Annotated in this window: 16 protein-coding genes, 1 tRNA gene and 3 pseudogenes; 9 read left to right on the top strand and 11 right to left on the bottom strand. The window is 59.8% G+C overall.

From position 1 onward, the window contains the following. The first annotated feature begins 19 nt into the window (after positions 1-19). Both P0D96_RS40335 and P0D96_RS40330 read left to right on the top strand, forming a co-directional pair. Complete coding sequence (locus P0D96_RS40335) at positions 20-961, top strand: SDR family oxidoreductase (RefSeq protein WP_408319381.1); 942 nt, start codon at positions 20-22, stop codon at positions 959-961. 164 nt (positions 962-1,125) lie between these two features. After that, positions 1,126-1,746, top strand: a complete 621-nt coding sequence (locus P0D96_RS40330; protein WP_408319379.1) for an NADPH-dependent F420 reductase — start codon at positions 1,126-1,128, stop codon at positions 1,744-1,746. 213 nt (positions 1,747-1,959) lie between these two features. Here P0D96_RS40330 and P0D96_RS40325 read toward each other — a convergent pair whose 3' ends face one another. Then, a complete protein-coding gene (locus P0D96_RS40325; RefSeq protein ID WP_408319377.1) occupies positions 1,960-2,760 on the bottom strand; it encodes a uracil-DNA glycosylase family protein in 801 nt (266 codons plus the stop codon). 1,106 nt (positions 2,761-3,866) lie between these two features. On the opposite strand from P0D96_RS40325, the pseudogene P0D96_RS40320 reads away from it, so the two are divergent. After that, positions 3,867-4,159: pseudogene (locus P0D96_RS40320) on the top strand (hypothetical protein). Between the two features lie 397 nt (positions 4,160-4,556). Here P0D96_RS40320 and P0D96_RS40315 read toward each other — a convergent pair. The 8 genes and pseudogenes from P0D96_RS40315 to P0D96_RS40280 form a co-directional block, all read right to left on the bottom strand. Beyond that, positions 4,557-6,065, bottom strand: a complete 1,509-nt coding sequence (locus P0D96_RS40315; RefSeq protein ID WP_408319375.1) for an alkaline phosphatase family protein — start codon at positions 6,063-6,065, stop codon at positions 4,557-4,559. A 1,104-nt stretch (positions 6,066-7,169) separates the two neighbouring features. Next, positions 7,170-7,523 (bottom strand): FAD-binding protein, encoded by a 354-nt coding sequence (locus P0D96_RS40310; protein WP_408319373.1) that lies wholly within the window; start codon positions 7,521-7,523, stop codon positions 7,170-7,172. Positions 7,524-7,544: 21 nt separating this feature from the next. After that, positions 7,545-7,769 (bottom strand): annotated as a pseudogene (locus P0D96_RS40305) (sugar ABC transporter substrate-binding protein); the annotation flags it as partial. A gap of 882 nt (positions 7,770-8,651) precedes the next feature. After that, positions 8,652-8,727 (bottom strand) — tRNA-Lys (locus P0D96_RS40300). Positions 8,728-8,776: 49 nt separating this feature from the next. Next, positions 8,777-9,340: an Hsp20/alpha crystallin family protein gene (locus P0D96_RS40295; protein ID WP_408319407.1), complete on the bottom strand. Its 564-nt coding sequence runs from the start codon at positions 9,338-9,340 to the stop codon at positions 8,777-8,779. Between the two features lie 133 nt (positions 9,341-9,473). Further along, on the bottom strand, positions 9,474-9,881 hold the full coding sequence (locus P0D96_RS40290; protein WP_408319371.1) for an Hsp20/alpha crystallin family protein: 408 nt from the start codon (positions 9,879-9,881) through the stop codon (positions 9,474-9,476). A 24-nt stretch (positions 9,882-9,905) separates the two neighbouring features. Continuing rightward, positions 9,906-10,346, bottom strand: a complete 441-nt coding sequence (locus P0D96_RS40285; RefSeq protein ID WP_408319369.1) for an Hsp20/alpha crystallin family protein — start codon at positions 10,344-10,346, stop codon at positions 9,906-9,908. A 37-nt stretch (positions 10,347-10,383) separates the two neighbouring features. Next, positions 10,384-10,590: a hypothetical protein gene (locus P0D96_RS40280; RefSeq protein ID WP_408319367.1), complete on the bottom strand. Its 207-nt coding sequence runs from the start codon at positions 10,588-10,590 to the stop codon at positions 10,384-10,386. Here P0D96_RS40280 and P0D96_RS40275 point away from each other — a divergent pair. Beyond that, positions 10,589-10,972, top strand: a complete 384-nt coding sequence (locus tag P0D96_RS40275; protein ID WP_408319365.1) for a hypothetical protein — start codon at positions 10,589-10,591, stop codon at positions 10,970-10,972. The genes P0D96_RS40280 and P0D96_RS40275 overlap by 2 nt on opposite strands. Here P0D96_RS40275 and P0D96_RS40270 read toward each other — a convergent pair. Next, a pseudogene (locus tag P0D96_RS40270) lies at positions 10,956-11,147 on the bottom strand (DEAD/DEAH box helicase); the annotation flags it as partial. The gene P0D96_RS40275 and the pseudogene P0D96_RS40270 overlap by 17 nt on opposite strands. A gap of 460 nt (positions 11,148-11,607) precedes the next feature. Here P0D96_RS40270 and P0D96_RS40265 point away from each other — a divergent pair. The 5 genes from P0D96_RS40265 (at position 11,608) to P0D96_RS40245 (ending at position 14,682) form a co-directional block, all read left to right on the top strand. Further along, on the top strand, positions 11,608-11,916 hold the full coding sequence (locus P0D96_RS40265; RefSeq protein WP_408319363.1) for a hypothetical protein: 309 nt from the start codon (positions 11,608-11,610) through the stop codon (positions 11,914-11,916). 63 nt (positions 11,917-11,979) lie between these two features. Beyond that, entirely contained in the window at positions 11,980-12,138 is a 159-nt protein-coding gene (locus P0D96_RS40260; RefSeq protein ID WP_408319405.1) for a divalent metal cation transporter, read from the top strand. Between the two features lie 95 nt (positions 12,139-12,233). Beyond that, a complete protein-coding gene (locus P0D96_RS40255; protein ID WP_408319361.1) occupies positions 12,234-12,410 on the top strand; it encodes a hypothetical protein in 177 nt (58 codons plus the stop codon). Between the two features lie 1,492 nt (positions 12,411-13,902). Further along, complete coding sequence (locus P0D96_RS40250; RefSeq protein WP_408319359.1) at positions 13,903-14,199, top strand: CsbD family protein; 297 nt, start codon at positions 13,903-13,905, stop codon at positions 14,197-14,199. 108 nt (positions 14,200-14,307) lie between these two features. Further along, positions 14,308-14,682: a phage holin family protein gene (locus tag P0D96_RS40245; RefSeq protein WP_408319357.1), complete on the top strand. Its 375-nt coding sequence runs from the start codon at positions 14,308-14,310 to the stop codon at positions 14,680-14,682. Positions 14,683-15,557: 875 nt separating this feature from the next. Here the strand turns inward: P0D96_RS40245 and P0D96_RS40240 are convergent. Further along, positions 15,558-16,202, bottom strand: a complete 645-nt coding sequence (locus tag P0D96_RS40240; RefSeq protein ID WP_408319355.1) for a hypothetical protein — start codon at positions 16,200-16,202, stop codon at positions 15,558-15,560. Between the last annotated feature and the right edge of the window lie 30 nt (positions 16,203-16,232).

Here is a 16,232-nt window from a genome sequence, read left to right as displayed (position 1 = left end):
CATCGACAGGAACCCTAACATGCACGTATTCGTCACTGGCGGGACCGGCCATTCCGGTCCGTACATCATCTCCGACCTCATCGCCGCCGGCCATGAGGTCACCGCCCTGGCTCGTTCAGACAAGGCGGTCGCTGCGGTGTCCGCACTCGGTGCGAAGGCGCGTCTCGGTAGCCTCGAGGATCTTGACGGTCTTAAAGAAGCGGCCGCCGCCTCCGACGGTGTCATCCATGTCGCACACCGGCAGGACCTGATTCCGGTCGGCGGGATCAACGCCGTGGCGGATGCGGAGCTTCAGATCATGCTCGCATATGGCGAGGCGCTGGCCGGAACCGGAAAGCCGCTGGTCTCATCGGGAAGCATCGGCTCGCCCGGCTGGGAAAACCTGGGTCGACCGGCCACCGAGGAGGATCCGCCTCTTCCCGGCGGCGATCCATACAAGAACACCTTGCGGGTTCGTAACATCGTGGAAACCACCGTAATCGGCCTCGCCGAAAAAGGCGTGCAGTCTTCGGTCGTTCGGATTCCTGAAATCATGCACAGCACGACCGATAATGCCGGCTTCCTTCCGCTGCTGATCGGGCTGGCGAAGAAAAAGGGTATCGTCGGTTACCCTGGAGACGGTGCGAACAGGTGGGCCGCCGTACACACACGCGACCTCGCCACCGTGTTCCGCCTGGCGCTTGAGAAGGGCGCCGCCGGCAGAAGCTGGCACGCGGTTGCAGACGAGAGCATTCCGTACCGCGAGATCGCCGAGGCCATCGGCAGTCGCTTGAAGCTGCCCGCCGTGCCCATTCCCGCGGACGTGCTGATGCTGCCGGGGTATTTCGGGTTCCTTGCGAATCTGGTCACGCTGGATACCCCGGCGTCGAATGCCATCACGCGCCAGACGCTCGGCTGGACACCAACGCAGCCCGGCCTGTTTGCCGATATGGACAATGGCCACTACTTCCCTGCCAGTTGAGCTAAGCGGACGGCAGGGACTCCCGCATCGCGCCGAGTCCGACCAGGACACCATCCCCCGGAGTGGTAGGAGAGTGACACAAGTGGCTCGGCGCACACGGAAAACATTATGGGCGAAAGCCTCGTACAGATTACGGGGATACCCCAACTTAGAAGGAGATTTTCATGAGCACTATTAGCATCATTGGCACAGGAGGCATGGCCACGGCGGTCGCCGGCCGTATCGCCAAGGCAGGACATTCTGTCGAGGTCCTGAGCCGCGACCCCGCCAAGGCGCGGGCGCTGGCCGATAAGCTCTCAGCGGGAGCGACCACGGGGATTTACGCCGCCGCGCCGACCGGCGATATCGTCATCCTCGCCGTGCCGTACGGCAGTGCGGCGGCGGTAGTGGCCGATTATGGAGACGCGCTCGACGGCAAGGTGATCATCGAAATCACCAATCCGGTCGCCCCGGACCTTTCCGGCCTCGTCACCCCACACGGCAGTTCCGGCGCGCAGGAGATCGCCAAGGGTCTTCCCGCCTCCGCGCACGTCGTAAAGGCGTTCAACACCATCTTTGGCCACGTACTTGCCAAGAGCGGACGCCTCGACGCTTTCATCGCAGCCGACGATGCGGAGGCCAAAGCGCGCGTCTCGACCGTAATCGAAAGTCTCGGACTGCGTCCGTTGGATGTCGGTGGCCTGCACATGGCCTCGACGCTCGAGGCGCTCGGTCTGATGATGATCGGCCTGGCGAAAAACGGCGCCGGCACCTGGGATATCGCCTTGAACGTCGAGATCGGCTGAATCACCGACGCCACGTCCTCACCGGCAGGTCCACAACCCCATTGGGAGCAAGTCATCTCTCACGTCGTTCTCATCAACCCATTCCAGTAGAGTTGTTTATCGACGGCGGCTTTTCGACCACATGAGAAGGTCACATATGGGCCGCATACCGGCTCGTCAACACAGCGCCGGTTGCCGTACGACCGTGCGGAAGAATGTTGCGACAAAGTCAGCCTATGCCGAAGCTTTCTGCATCGATAGGCGCTCAGAAAACGCCTTCGAAGCGGTGTCGATAATCTTCTGGTAGTACTCTTTGATTGGTCTCGGGGCGTGGTTATTCCACGCATCTGGGTGAAATGTCCTAAAACACTCGATGTCATTCGACCGGAAGTGCCAGAGGGCCTTTGGCTCAACCTCCACAGTCTGACGATTCGGAAGCACAGCTTTCAAGGCGCGATCGTACGTGTGTCCACTGCCGAAGATTATCAGGTCTGGCTTAAGCAGTTCGATTTCGAATTGGACGACCGCCACCGAGAAATTAAACAGATGAGCGGAATGCCCGATAGAGGTCCGAGAGTAGCCGCGCTTTGGGCGGTGCCAGTCCATCTTCATTAGATTGTTCCAGCAAACAGCCGCTCGATCGCCTCCAGCGAACGCATCAGCGAACCGCTTCCACTGCCGCAATAACTCACTATTGCCGGTGCCACAGGCGTATTGATTCTCGTAGCGAGCTTTCGCCATATCGATTCTGTCCGGACGCTCGTAGAAGGCTCCTAGCTTGCCACACCAACCGTTAGTTTCCTTCCCGATGAACATTACGCGGACGGGCGCATCGAGGTAACCCTGAGATACGCTGAGGAGAAACGGCGCCGATACCCGTCTCTTCAACGACGCCAGTTCATGCACGGCGTTCAGGCCAGAATCGGCACAGAACATATCGTTGCGTCGGCTAAACGCCGTGGAGACAAGGTAGGTGAAGCCGACTGCAGTCGCGAGAACGCTCTGCGGACCCGCTCCATCGATGTCACCGACCACCAACGTTGCGATAATGCCCGTGCGACGGTCGACGGGTACGGATCGACGACCGTCTGGGTTTTCAGCGTATCGTGATCCACGCGAATGGCTCCGGGGCCGTTGACGAGGTACAGATCGCCGACAGGGCCGATGGCGACGCCCGTCAGCCGATCGACGTTTCGAACGTACGTGGCGATGAAGCGTGCTCCGTGTGTATGCGGACAAACCCATACATAGAAGCGTCTGCGCTTTCCACCGATATGACGTGCCGCTTCAATCTCCGGAACACGTCTGAGCATTGGCGTGAAAGTACGAACCGACCTTCTGATATTGTCGTGTGGCTCCGCTATCTAACCGGAACGGTCCTTTTAATGGCCGTCTAAGGACGAGGTCGAATGTCCGCCGCCGCGCGATGCCGCCCGTCCCTGCTCTTACTCCACACGAACGGCTGACCAGGCAGCGAGACTTGTCCGGGGGCGGGAAAATGATAGCGGGGCGTGCCCGTCAGCTCTACTCTAAACGGCGCTGAACCTGTCTAACCGGGCAGTGTGTAAAGGGGTACCATGAGGAAGCTGTCGAACGCCAGACGTAGAACGAAGGGATCTGTCTCCGTTGTGTCAGGAATTGTGTCAATCACGGGCGCCCAACCCGTGGCCCGGGAAATGGCGCTGACTGTTCAAATACTTACCGCCGAAGGAATTGTGTCACCGCTCGCGGCTGCTTGACCGCGCAGTCCAGAGCTGGACGTATGCCGATAAGGCAGGGCTCCTGACGTATCCGGGCCTGCAGCAATCGGTGAGCCGAAACTTCAGCGGCTCGTCACTTGAAAGACCAGGTTCACCCGAGACAACACTCAAGATAGCCTTAAGCTTGCGAATCTGAATCATGGAAAGAGCACCACACAAAGCGCTCAGCAGGAGCAGACAAGGGCCAATAAGATTAGACACGCCACCTTGAGGTCGGACCACCAGAAGGACCCCGAGAAAGCCTACGAACGCAGCGACTCCATTTCGCGCGAGTAAGCGCTCCCCAAGCGGCCAGGGAGGGAGGCGAACGACAAAAACCGCCTCTGTCGCAGTCGCGATGGTAAGTGCGGTGCCCGCAATGGCATCCGCCAGTACCGCTCGATGTTCAGTCTCGGCCTGCTGACGCTCGTCAGCCTCGGCGGCTGTGCCCCAGCACCACCATCGTGACGTGCCTGCCAAACGGCGAAGCCGGCTTTGCGATCAGCTGCAGCGGCAGCGACGCGAGCTCGACCTGGGCCGAGTGCTACAGACGCGCGGGTGAAGTCTGCGGCAACCACGGCTGCGACGTGGTTTCGAAAGACGTCGACAGCGTCGGGACCTCGGGCGGAACAGCCGGTGGTATTTTCGGCGCGAACGTGAAGAACCGGTCGATGGTGGTTCGCTGCGAGCAATAGCGACCACGACGCTACGCGCGCCGTCGCTCGGGCGAGCGTCGGCGCCAGCGTCCTGAGCGAGGATCGATGCGCGCGGCGAAGGCGATCAGCACGCCGAACGCGACCGGGCAGATGCCAAGGAAAATGAATAACGCGGTCATGCTCGGGAACGAAGAAGTAAGTTTCCACGATTCCCTACGCTACGAAGGCCGGCGGGAGAAGGCAGTTAGGGAGCCGTGGAATTAAATGTCCAATCTATGGCGTGCAGATAGAGGTGGCGCCGTTGGTGCGGACGGTCAGATCGAGTTTATAAGTGGACGTGCCGGTTCATCAAGCTGCCGATTTGATCGCTGGCAGCTTCTCGAAGCCTGACAGCACCCGTGGTCCGACAATAACCGGCCAACGGTCGCGGACAAACTTAGGGTCTCGGGAACCCGAAGGTATCGGCGAGTTCACGCACATCGGTGAATCGCGGTATCTCGTTTGATATTTCGGCAGCCATGGTCACCGCCGTAACGGCTCCCGACGCTCCGCTGGCCGGCGCTGCGGGCGCCGGTATCGGACATGCGTTGCCGAACGGTCCCGGAGCGACCGGAATGGCCGGCGCGTCGGTACGCGCCGGACGAGTGAAATCCAGAGCGTATGCAAGATTGAACGTGCCGGAAGCATTGCCGCGTACGCCAACCGGATCGATGCCAAAGCGCCATTGAATCAGTTGGTGAATCGAACTCGGGTCAAACGGAAAGCGCGTCACGGTCGCCGCTGGAACACGCGGGCCGAGCAGTACGCAAGGCACACGAAAACCCAGCTTTCCGTCATTTCCAAGCGCCGTTTCTGCGTCGCTCATGGGACGCGTCGGGGGAATCACGTGGTCGTGGAAGCCGCCCCATTCATCATAGACGACGATCATCAGTGTGCGGTCCCAGTTCGGCCCGGTTCGCAGTGCGTCGTAGATCTGGCCGAGCAGGGCTTCGCCGTTGCGGATGTCCGCGTGCGGATGATCGTCTGCCGAGACCCCCTGCGCTTCGCCGGAGAAGATCGGATCGATCATGCAAAACGAGGGCAGTGTGCCGTTCGCGGCCTGGGTCAGAAACTGCGGAAACATCTGGGATATGCCCGTGTAGCGGCTCCCGAAGAGCGCGGTGAACGGTGTGTCGTGATAAAAATAGGTGGCGCTGACATTCTTGGCGGCCAGCTTGTCCCACATCGTCGGCAGTGTCGAAACGGTCGTCGTGTTGCTAAGCCGGTCCGTTGCGCCCGCATGCAGATAGATGCGATTGGGGAACGTCTCGGACAAAATGCCACTGAAGTAGAAATCGGAAACCGTATATTGGCTTGCTACACCCCGAAAGAAGTCGAGGTCGGCAGCCTGATAGAAGCCGATCGGCAGCAGGTCACCCTGCGTTTTGCTCGTCGCAGTCGACAGCAGGAAACCGTTCATCGCGCCATTGGCAAGGTGGATCCGCCCGCCGGCAAAGCTATGGTTCGGATCCGCGAAATTGCATGCCTGGTAGCCATAGTCGGGATTGGCGGACAATAGGAAAGGCGCATGCTGCTGTGCGAAGTTGTCGGTGAACAATTGGTTCGGCGGCATTCCCTCGGCGCCTGGTACCCAGCTCATGAAGTGGTCGAACGAACGGTTTTCCATCGTTACGAGCACGATGTGATCGATGCCCGAAGTCGTCGGATCGGGCAATACTGGGCGCGGCAACGTATAGCGGTTCGTGCCGTCGGGTGAGGGAATCTCATTTGCCGATGTGCTGCCGGTACTCGTACTGGTACTTCCGGCCGAACCGACCGTCGTGCTGCTGCCGCCGTCGGACGACCCGCCACATGCCGACAGCGCAAGTGCACCCGTGCCTGCTGCGAGGCCAGCAAGGAAAGTGCGACGGTCGATTCCACCCTTGTTGTTTTCACCGCTGTTCAATTTGCACTCCGTTGTATGAATTGGAGTACGACACGATTGCGCCACGAACACAACGCTATTGATTGCACCGTCAACGACGCAACCGACGTATCCCGTGAACGTCGTCTCGTACCAAAAGCGCCGATTCTCTAGGCGCAAAATGACAGCCGTCTGACGCGTGGGTAACAAATTCTCGGCGGTGACGCAAATAAAAACACTGCGCGAATGGAATAAAAATGACTCTGACTCGTTGCGGATCTATGTCGGTGGGGAACCGAAGAACTTTTTAATAGTCCAGACAAAAATCCTGATTCCGTAATAATGAGAGTGCCGCTGTCGTTACAATCTTTCTCGAACAGCGCTCGGAGGTGGCCGCTGGGGTAAACAACAACTGGAAACCGACGCCTCCTGGAACCCTGGTCTTAGATTGCTGGACCAACGATTCATAGCAATTCACCAAGCAATAGGAGGTACGAAGAACCGCGATGAAGCTGCCGGGCATGTTCCGCGGCAGTTTGTTGAAGACACGAAAACAACCGGGTTCGTGGCAGCTTCTCTCGCATCGCTTGGCATTGTTGGCGCGTCGGTTTCACCGATTGTGTGTGCAAGGGCCGGCATTCTGAGTGGAACCGTCATTCCGTACCGCCACTCGCTTTCTTTTACTTTACTTATCGCCGCTCGCAAATAGACCGACGGACGCTCTTTCCGTCTTTCTCGCTGCTCACGGTCATCGGGGATATTCGTTGCACCGAAAAATCACGCAGAGGGAGGTCGCGAGAAGGGTACGATATTTTGATTAAGGCGGAAGAGGTTCGCCGGATCGCACGGGCTTTCAGACGCGCAAGCCTTTCATATTTGAGAGCGCCATATGCACTTGGAGCGATGGCGGTATCTCCCTGTTCGTTGAGGTAATTGGCCTGTATGGACTGGTCAGATATCTTTGTGGCGGCAGCCCGCCCCCATGCCACGCAGCGTTCGTCGTCCGCCGAATCGTCCCACACGGGCTCGGCAATCCAACAGTATGCCGCTTGTCTCCCGGAGTAGGCGGTCGCATCCTCTGGCACGTCCGCGACCGCGCCTCCGAGCTGCAATACATAAAACTCCGAATCTGGAGTGGGGGCCGCATCAAACTCCCGGAGCAGCGTATCGATCGCATTGCTCGTGATACTCCCGGGCCTTTTCATCCATGACGACCGAATTGAACCGCGAGAGATCAAGCACGAGACCATCGTCACAGGTGGATAGGCCCGGTATGCTATGCCCGCCTCCACGCACTGCCAGGAGGGCATTGCACTGGGCTGCCGAGTCGATGTCCCTTCGAACGTCATCGACACTCTCCGCCTGCAATATGGCGGCGGGCCTGCGGTCCACAAGGCCATTCCACACCCGCCGCGCATTGTCGTAGTCTGGATGGTCACGACCGATCACCGGTCCTCGACATCCAGACGAAACGAGCTTACTGAGCAACCTTCCATGCATGGCGTCGAGAGCTCCTGGGGCTCACTTCTGATAACCCGCCTGCTTCACAGCGCGATCGGCGGCGGCGTTGCCCGCCTTCAGCGCTGCGTCCACACTGGTTTGCCCAGCAACGACGCCCGCAATCGCTTGCCCCACCACAGTCCCGAAGGACGGGAACTCGGGGATGCCTACGAATTAAATTCCGCTGTACGGCACCTTCCTGAGCGATGAGTCGTTCGGGTCGGCCGATTCGATCGCTCTCAACACCGTTGATCGTGTCGCCGGACACTTCTATTTCTTCCATTGCGAAGCAATCGGGAAAAGCTGCGTGCCGTTCACTGCGTCCGTGCTGGTGGCGCTGATTTGACCGGGCGGCGACATTTTGCAACTCCTGTTCCTGACTGACCGCGCCGATACTCCCGACACCGTCGGCGTCGCGCCTTCTGTTGAAGTTCGCAAATTTGTTAATGATGTCCTTGGCTCGCTAATCGTGCCCACTAACGCTGCTAGCGCGGCTTTCTACCGCATCACGAACTCACTGCCCGACACGACTGACTAAGCGCAGGACGACGCCGCGCAGACCAACATCCACACAAGGGGATGCTGAAGGCCGCAGCAGTGACGCACAAAGCGCCATACTGTATGGCGTTTTTGATCTGCGCACTGAGATGGGCACCTTCCGAAGATCAAAAAATGACCTGTATTTGCACTAGCTGCCGCTTCAAGCGAATACAGCTATCACGCTCCTCTACAACCGCATTAGTCGAATTAGCGGACACAAACGCGTTAGCAAAATCAACGGACATCCGAGCGTGCGTGCTTTGCTGAAACGCAACGCCTAGAAAGGCTGTGAAACCGCTGCTATGCCTGATTTTGCGCCGCAAAAATACAATCTTACATTAGCGCAATCCATGGACATTCATAGCAGTTTTAAGGACTTCAACATCAGCTCAGTCAACGCAAGTCGTTGGACAGGGGGCCTCACGGTAAAGGAACGAGGGACTTGAGCCGCAGCGGAAAGGCGAAGAAGGTGTGCCACAGACTGTAAAAAGACGACTTGCCCGCGAGCCGTCCTCACTGCAACCGGACCGGAAATGGACCAGAAAGCAAAGATCCCGGTCACGCGGACTGGATCAAGTGCCGATTCTTTGGTAGGCCGTACTGGATTCGAACCAGTGACCAACGGATTAAAAGTCCGCTGCTCTACCAGCTGAGCTAACGACCCGAGCCACTCCCATTCATTCATCTCGCAAGCGTCGGATCGCCGCCCAACGCTAGCCTATTTCGATCGTGCGGCTCGCCGATCGCGGCGGTTCCTGTTTCGGCACGGTCAACGTAAGCACACCCTTGTCAAACTTTGCGAGCGCGTGGTCAGGGTCGGCGTTTTCCGGCATCGGGATCGTGCGCGTGAAGGCCCCATACGCGCGTTCAAGTCGATAGCAGCCGTCTTCCTCACTGTGCACATCCTGCTTTTTCTCGCCGCGCAACACCATCGCTCCATCCTCGACGCTGACGGTCAGATTCTCCCTTTCCATGCCCGGCAACTCGACAGTCACGCGCAGGACCTTTCCTTCGTCGACGACGTCGACGCGCGGCTGGAAACGCGATGAGCTGAAGTCGCCAAACCATCGATCAAGCGGGCCGCGGGTTGCAAACGGATCGTGAAAGAAATCCTCCATCGCACGCCACGGATCGCGGGCGAAAAGCCGCTGGATATCTGGCCATCCGGCACGCCATGTTTCGCTGGCCGGCGGACTTTGCGGACCGTCCGCATCGGGCTTGCGCGCTGAGCCGCGGAGAAATTTGAAAGGATTCCACTTTTTGGGGTCGGTGTTCATCTGCTGCTCCTCAATGATCTGGCAGGAGAGCCGGACCACGATGATCTGCATCCGGCGCCTCCACGAACCGGGCGGTGGCGACCTCGCAGTCGCCACCGGTTTTTCTCCGGTCGCCGTTGCTGGTCTTCCGGGTTCAGTTCGTCTGCACCTCGATTCGTCGCGGCCGTGCTTCGTCGCGACGCGGAATCGTCAGCTTCAGCACGCCGTCCTGCAGGTTTGCATCGATCTTCGACGTGTCGAAGTCCGGGCTCACGGAGAAAGCGCGCGCGAAATGCGGTTCACGGATCTCGGCGTGCTGCAGCTGCAGACCGGCGGGCGTCGGCACGACCGCTTCGGCCTCGATATAGAGGTTGCCGTCGTGCACCTTCACGTCGAGTTTGTCCTTTGTGACGCCTGGCAGGTCCGCCCACAGCGTGATGCCCTGGCTGTCCTCGAACACGTCCACCGCCGGTGTGAGTGTCCTCCGACGTGCTGACTGGTCGCCCTCGCGTCGCGCTACTGCATTCTGGTCGCGCTCAGCAACCTGTGTCCTGTCGTTCATGGCTTGCTCCTTGAATAACTGGCATTACTGGACGGTAATGACCCGTGGCTTCGACGCTTCGCGCTTGCCGACGGTGATCGACAGGCAGCCGTTGGTGTAGCGGGCCTGCACCCTGTCGGGGTCAGCGTTCTGCGGCAGCTCGATCACGCGTCGGAAAATGCCGGTGAAGCGCTCCTGCGCATAGGTGCGGGTGTCGTCATCGGTCCCGGCCCGGGCAGGCTTGCGCTCACCGCTGATCGTCAGCAGGCCCTTGTCGATCGACACGTCGAGGTCGGCCAGCGTGAGGCCCGGCGCGAACGCGACGATTTCGATCGAGTCGTCGGTCGTCCCGATGTTCACCTGCGGAAAGGCCCCGAAGCGGCCCGAGCGGATGCTGGACGGGAAGCCGCCGAACAGGCTGTCCATCTGCCGTTGCAGACGGTCAAACTCACTGAACAGGTCGGTTCCGGAAAAGAGATCACTCATCGTATCCTCCTTCGATGCAGCGAGGAGGCGAACGGGCCTACGCGCTCCAGTCCGCCTGCCAGGCCGCTGGCAAACAAATCGAAACACGCAGCGCACCGGATGTGACCGGCGCAACTGCCTGAGCGAAATCAAAGATAGAACCTACGGTGAAAATTTCAAGGGGTGGTGGTGAAATTCCTGTCTTGAAAATCCCCTGCCAAATAATATTATCGCGGTGCATTGCAACGGAAACGGAGGACACCATGGAATTCGATTCGGACTGGCTCACGCTTGGCAGACATCGCGTCCGGCTGCGCTCGACCAGAGGCTTTCCGACGGAATTGATGCGTAGCGCCGCGGAGGTCGTGCGCCTCGCGATTGACAACAACATGAGCGCCCGCGCGCGGCTGGTCGAGATCGTCTTCCAGCAGCCCCACACATACGATATCGCCGTTGGCACGACCCTGGCGGAAGACAGCGTTTGTGCGCCGCAACTCGAAGCGGCGATCGCGCTCGTGCTCGGCCTGCTGTCGGAGCAGGTTAACATCATCGTGACGACAGTAAGCCAGGAGGAAGTCGACCTGCACTTCGGCGTGTATGAGCGCATGCTGGTCGAAAAACTGGGCGTGGTGCCGCCAATCCAGTGATGACCAGCGTCATGCCGTCGAGATGCAGCGCGGGCAGTCGATAGCCTAGCGACTTTCCGGCGCCGGTCGGCATCGTGGCCAGCGTATCGCGCCGTTCCAGCACGCTGCGCATGATGTCCTCCTGCCCGGCACGCAACCTGGCGATACCGAACATATCGCGCATGGTCTTGCGCATGCTGCGAAGGCGCTAGTCGCGTGTCATGAAGTCAGACGGCGGCCGGGAAAAGCGGGGAAATTCATGCGCAGTTCTTCTCTTTTGCTGGTCGTGATCCGGTAACTAGCAACCGCCGTGCCGAGAGTCGTCTATCCTCGAGCCTGACCTTGATCCAGCAGGCTGGCCGGTCGAATGCGCGACAGGCCGCAATCGCGCCGGTAATCGATGCGCGTCGTGTATTGAAGGGTGCCCAGTCATCCCTTGCACTCGCCACGGACACGATGCACGCCAGCCTGGTGCGGTGGATGACCGCACGATTGCAGTCAGGCAGCGTAGACATACGGCGCCTGAAAACAGCAACGGGCGTTTCCAGTCCAGCGAAGCGACGAGCCCGGGCACGAGCGTTCCGCGCGCCGCGGACCCGTGAATAGTTTCTTGGCCCAGTTCATGCTGCGCTCGCTTTAACCGGCAGGAGGCCATCATGAAAACCCGCATTTTTACTTACGTCGAATGCCCATGCGGACATCGCGGAGCCCTCATCGAAAGCCTGGACATCGGCGATTTTTCCGACCACCGGTACCGGACGTGGCTGCGTAACCTGACCCATGCCGGGACGTACGACGGAGGTGACGGACTCTTTGCAAAAATGAAGCCCGGCTGCCCAGCGTGCGGTCGAAGTCTGGGCCCGGACGATATCGTCGGCCGCAGTGAGTTGCAGGGGTCGGGCGAAGTGCTGCGGCCAAAAGATGATTCAGGATCAGCGAAGACAACGCTCAGCATCGGTTGCTGACAGGCGGGGCCGCGCGTCCGGTTGGTGGCTTCCGGCGGTGCCGTGTGACAGCCCGCTGTTGCGCTGAAACCCATCGCTGGCAACTTCGCTTTCACTCTGTTCAGCCTGGGAATCATCGGCACGGGCCTGCTCGCATTGCCAATACTCGCGGGGTCTGCAGCCTATGCAATGGCGGGTGCGTTTAACTGGCGAAACAGCCTCGCCCTGAAACACAATTGGTAAAACGTTTCTAAGGCATCATCGCCCTGTCGGCGCTAGTCGGTCTTGTGATCGGCTTTACAAGGATCGATCCTATCGAGGCACTTTACTGGAGCGCTGTGATCAACGGCGTGGTTTCCGTCCCGATCATGGGGCTGATCATGTTCACAGCGGCGAATCCAAACATCATGTGCAGCTTCATCATTGCAGTGCGCCATCGCATCACCCGCTGGACCGCGACGATTGCCATGGGCGCTGCCACGCTCGCCATGTTGGGGTTCATGCTCGCTCCTTGAGTGCGTGAGCAGTGCGGGCGCGCGAACCACATTGGATTTATGTTTCATACTTAATTCGCCCTTCCAATGTCCGCCCTTAATGGAATCCGTTCTGGAGCGCCAGGCCCGCATCTCCGTTGAGGAAGAGGACGCTCGACCCGCGCCCACGTCGGAAACAGTCGACCACGGAAGAAATGATGAACTGCGAACGATCGAGAAATCGACAGTCCTTGGCGGATCAGGGCGAACGGGGCAACCGCGGCATTGCCTTAGCTGTGTTCGCAGATCAAAGGCTTCAGCTGCGTTTCCCTTCGCCTCCTGTCCGTTTTCCTGAAGGTCTGTGATCCGTTGCTTCCTGTCGGGAAGCGTTCGACCTCAAGCCACCCTCAGATGGATAACGGCCTATCGTCCAGCAGACGGGGGGCCTTCCAACGGCGAGCACGTGCGCATAGTTCGCGGCCGCCGACTGACCCGTGTCTGATCGGCTCCTGAACTGTTCGTCAATCGCCTCACGATTGGAGCCCAGACGCGTTCCTGAACACACTGGCGAGTCAATCGGGCTTCTTCAGTCCGCTCGGATTCTCAGGTCCACCGCGCGTCACCCCTTGATCGGTCGGCGCGCTCGCCCCGCGGTTATCAGGCGCTGTCTCGCGTCGTCCGGAGGCCGCCGACCCAGAATGGGGCGCGCGGATTGCTCCAGGCACGCGCGATCGATCGTCGCTCTGAGGCGCCTCCGCGACGCTAGCGCCTCGCATCCCCGCCCCCGAGCGGGCCGCCCCTCCACCACTCGCTCCCGCCTCGCGGGCCGCGCCTGTATTCTGCGCAGATCCAGTCGCCGCAAAGATCGACATCAGCGCTGCAGCTGCGAAGCTTTTAAAGAGGACTTCCATTTTCGTCTCCATCGCCAGGTGCACGCATCCGTCGGTGCGCGCGCGTTAACTCGACAAATCGCTGCTGACACGCCGAAGGCTTCTTCCGGGAAGGCGGACGGGCTCCGCCGAATCCTCACCGCTCTGATTTGATGATCGCCGCGACTGGGCCAAACGGCAGGCATCATGAGCAGAGCGAACGCCACCCCGTGTCTTACGCCCGTCGAGGGCTCGACGAAATCTGAAGTGCGGTACGCGGCCCCTGGGACGTCACAAAGACACTCACTTGAGCACGTCTTCACCGGAAGGTCGCCTCCATTTGGAAGTTGCACCCTGAGGCGGCCTGCACGAGGCAGGCCATGCTACGCGCTTTGCAGAGGGGTGCTTTCATGTTAGATCCGCTGAACGACGGGACCAGCATTTTTGTTACTTCCGACGAAATTCCGGTTGAAAGCTGACTTTGGAGAGCGCCGGCCTTGCCACTGCGTGCGTCAGAGAGTTGCGAGCTGGGCCCAACTTTTGCGCAGCATCTGGCACGCCGTCCCGCTGCCGAGCCAGCGCTTCACATAGAGGCGTGGTTCTCGACTTGCATGCCGGCGCATTTTCCCGTGCGGCCTGAATCGCACTCACTTGAGGAGCAGACAATGGAAACGACGAAAGCAGAAGGAACGCTACGGGAGGTTGCTGGCGACGTTCAGCAAGCCGCCGGGGACCTGCTGGGCAGTGCCGGCGCACAGGTTAGCGGAACAGCGAAAGAGTTGAGTGGCAAGGCTCAGCAACTCTATGCCGATTTTGTGGATGTCGTACGCGAGTCCACGGTGGAGCGGCCGTTCGCGGCGCTGGCAATTGCCGCCGGCGTGGGCTTCATTCTTGGAGCGTTGCGCGCAGCGAATCGCTCAAGGCCCGATAACGGCCGAAGCGACTCGAGCGATCGGGAGTGAGGCTACACGCGTCTTGCCTTCGACGCGGCCTGAAAGGTGTAGACGGCAAACACCTGGCGCGGGCCGCGCCGGCGTTTCCGCAACAAGCCAGTCCCGAGGAGTCCCGCAATGTCCATGCGTTCGAAAGTCACGAAGTGGCGAAACGTCGGCAGATTCTGCGTCGAGCGAGCCACCGACTATGGTGAGCTCCTCGGCGTCGAACTTGTGGAGACCAGGAAATCTCTGGTCCGCGAGTTGAGCGCACTTGTTGCCCTGGCCGTCGCTGGCCTGTTCACACTTTCGTTTGTGTGCATTGCGATCATCGCGACGGCGTGGCGGACGCCTTACTTCCTGCCGGTGGTCTGGGGCGTTGCCGCGATGTGGCTGGTTGTTTCCGTTGTCTCTCTGCTCTTCGTCCGCGCCCAGAAACCTGGACGTTCGCTTCATCTTCTCCAGGGGGAGCTCCGGAGCGATCTCGACACGTTGAAGGAGGCGCTAAAATGAGCCGCGTACCGACCAATAGTGAAGCCGAGACCGCGATCCTGCTGCGCATGGCGGAATCACGCACAGCGCTGCTAGCGGCGAATAGCACTCCATCATCGGTCCCGGCCGTACACGGACAGACGCGGCCTCCTGCGGTCGGCCTGATCGCTTCGCTCGCCGACGCACCGCGCGTCACGCTGCTACTGGCGTTGTGCGTTGGCGCGACCGTCCTCGGACCTCGCCGGACTATTGGAATTGTCAGCCGTTCGGGGATCACCGCATGGCTAGGTGGCACCGTCCGGAAAGTCATTCTCAGATCTGTGTGAGTTGCACATGCAAGGGACCGCGCGGGGACCCCGTACACTGCAGCAGCAATTCCGCAAGGTTTCGGACCAATCGGAGCCACGAGCATGCGCTTCCCCACGCCGAGCGATCGGCGCGTGCGCTCAAGACATTCGAATACGGCCTCCGGATCGCTTGCCGAGCAGTACTCGATCTCGAGGCGCGCCGTCTGCAGGGTCTGCAAATGCGGAACGATTGAATCCAGATCCCATCCCGGCCGATACGCTAGAACACCGAAGACTATCTTGACTTCCTTGTCTGCGATCATCCGGTGCTCTTCAAGCGCACGCTCCAGCCTCTCCGATTCGAATCCGAGAATAAACACCCCCGCCTCAAGATCATCACTGCACGAGATCGACTACGGAGCGAGGAATCGGCTGATATCCAAGCGTGGTTTCGGACAGCGCGAACTGGTCCCCTCCCGGTTGTCGTCGCGTGTAATTTTCCGGCTCCATGGAGACTATATCGATCTGCTTGCAATCGAGCTCAACTAGCCCACTCACGAGCGTAAACAGCACTATGCCAGGCAGTGACAGATTTGCTTCGCTCTACGCCTACCGCGAATGGCACACGAAAACGAGATCGTATGAATCGAACGTATCGGGCTCGATGCCGGCCGATTCGCTGGCTTGCGCAATCGCCCTGTCAAGGGAGCCAGTACCGAGCGACTCCACGAGGAGTAGCCCAGCGAACTCACCTTCCGAACTTCGACGCATAGACTTTTCCTGCGTGGCGATGGCTGTCGCATCGTTTTTGACGGACATGAGCTGCGCGCTCACAACCCAATCGACTTTCGCTAGCGCTTTCACCAGTTCCAGCCCTTCGTGCGCGGCCAGACGATCCGGCAGAGCATCCTCGAAGCGTGCGATCGAAATGTGGCCGCCGTGTCCGGCCGGGTTGCCGCCCCGCGCGACAATAGAGCCGCCGCCGCGACGAAACTGTTCCAGCGTCGGCATGATCCGTTGCGTCCACGGTGTCGGATTGTTCAATCGTTCCAGGTAGCCAGGGCTCGACATTACGTCCGCATTGTCGAGCTCATAAAGCATCATGTATTCCGAGGGCCGGCTGTTGCGTCGTTTGAATACGCGCCCGGATCGAAAGCCAGGTACGCTCACACGTTCGAAGATGTGCTCCCGGGTCAGCCAGTGCATGTAGTCCGTTTCAGATTCGGCTGCGATCGTGCTCCAGATCGCGAGCAAGCCGGTTTCGTCTTTGATCATTTGCTTTTC

The sequence above is a fragment of the Paraburkholderia sp. RL17-347-BIC-D genome (assembly GCF_046027915.1).
Lineage (GTDB): Bacteria > Pseudomonadota > Gammaproteobacteria > Burkholderiales > Burkholderiaceae > Paraburkholderia.
Note: the sequence above shows the minus strand (reverse complement) of the source record. Positions and strands in the feature narration are given on the sequence as shown.

Coding starts and splice junctions, on each gene's coding strand:
- P0D96_RS40335 (WP_408319381.1), top strand. CDS start 20: ATGCACGTATTCGTCACTGGCGGGACCGGCCATTCCGGTCCGTACATC.
- P0D96_RS40330 (WP_408319379.1), top strand. CDS start 1,126: ATGAGCACTATTAGCATCATTGGCACAGGAGGCATGGCCACGGCGGTC.
- P0D96_RS40310 (WP_408319373.1), bottom strand. CDS start 7,523: ATGCATGGAAGGTTGCTCAGTAAGCTCGTTTCGTCTGGATGTCGAGGA.
- P0D96_RS40295 (WP_408319407.1), bottom strand. CDS start 9,340: ATGAACACCGACCCCAAAAAGTGGAATCCTTTCAAATTTCTCCGCGGC.
- P0D96_RS40290 (WP_408319371.1), bottom strand. CDS start 9,881: ATGAACGACAGGACACAGGTTGCTGAGCGCGACCAGAATGCAGTAGCG.
- P0D96_RS40285 (WP_408319369.1), bottom strand. CDS start 10,346: ATGAGTGATCTCTTTTCCGGAACCGACCTGTTCAGTGAGTTTGACCGT.
- P0D96_RS40275 (WP_408319365.1), top strand. CDS start 10,589: ATGGAATTCGATTCGGACTGGCTCACGCTTGGCAGACATCGCGTCCGG.
- P0D96_RS40280 (WP_408319367.1), bottom strand. CDS start 10,590: ATGGTGTCCTCCGTTTCCGTTGCAATGCACCGCGATAATATTATTTGG.
- P0D96_RS40265 (WP_408319363.1), top strand. CDS start 11,608: ATGAAAACCCGCATTTTTACTTACGTCGAATGCCCATGCGGACATCGC.
- P0D96_RS40250 (WP_408319359.1), top strand. CDS start 13,903: ATGGAAACGACGAAAGCAGAAGGAACGCTACGGGAGGTTGCTGGCGAC.
- P0D96_RS40245 (WP_408319357.1), top strand. CDS start 14,308: ATGTCCATGCGTTCGAAAGTCACGAAGTGGCGAAACGTCGGCAGATTC.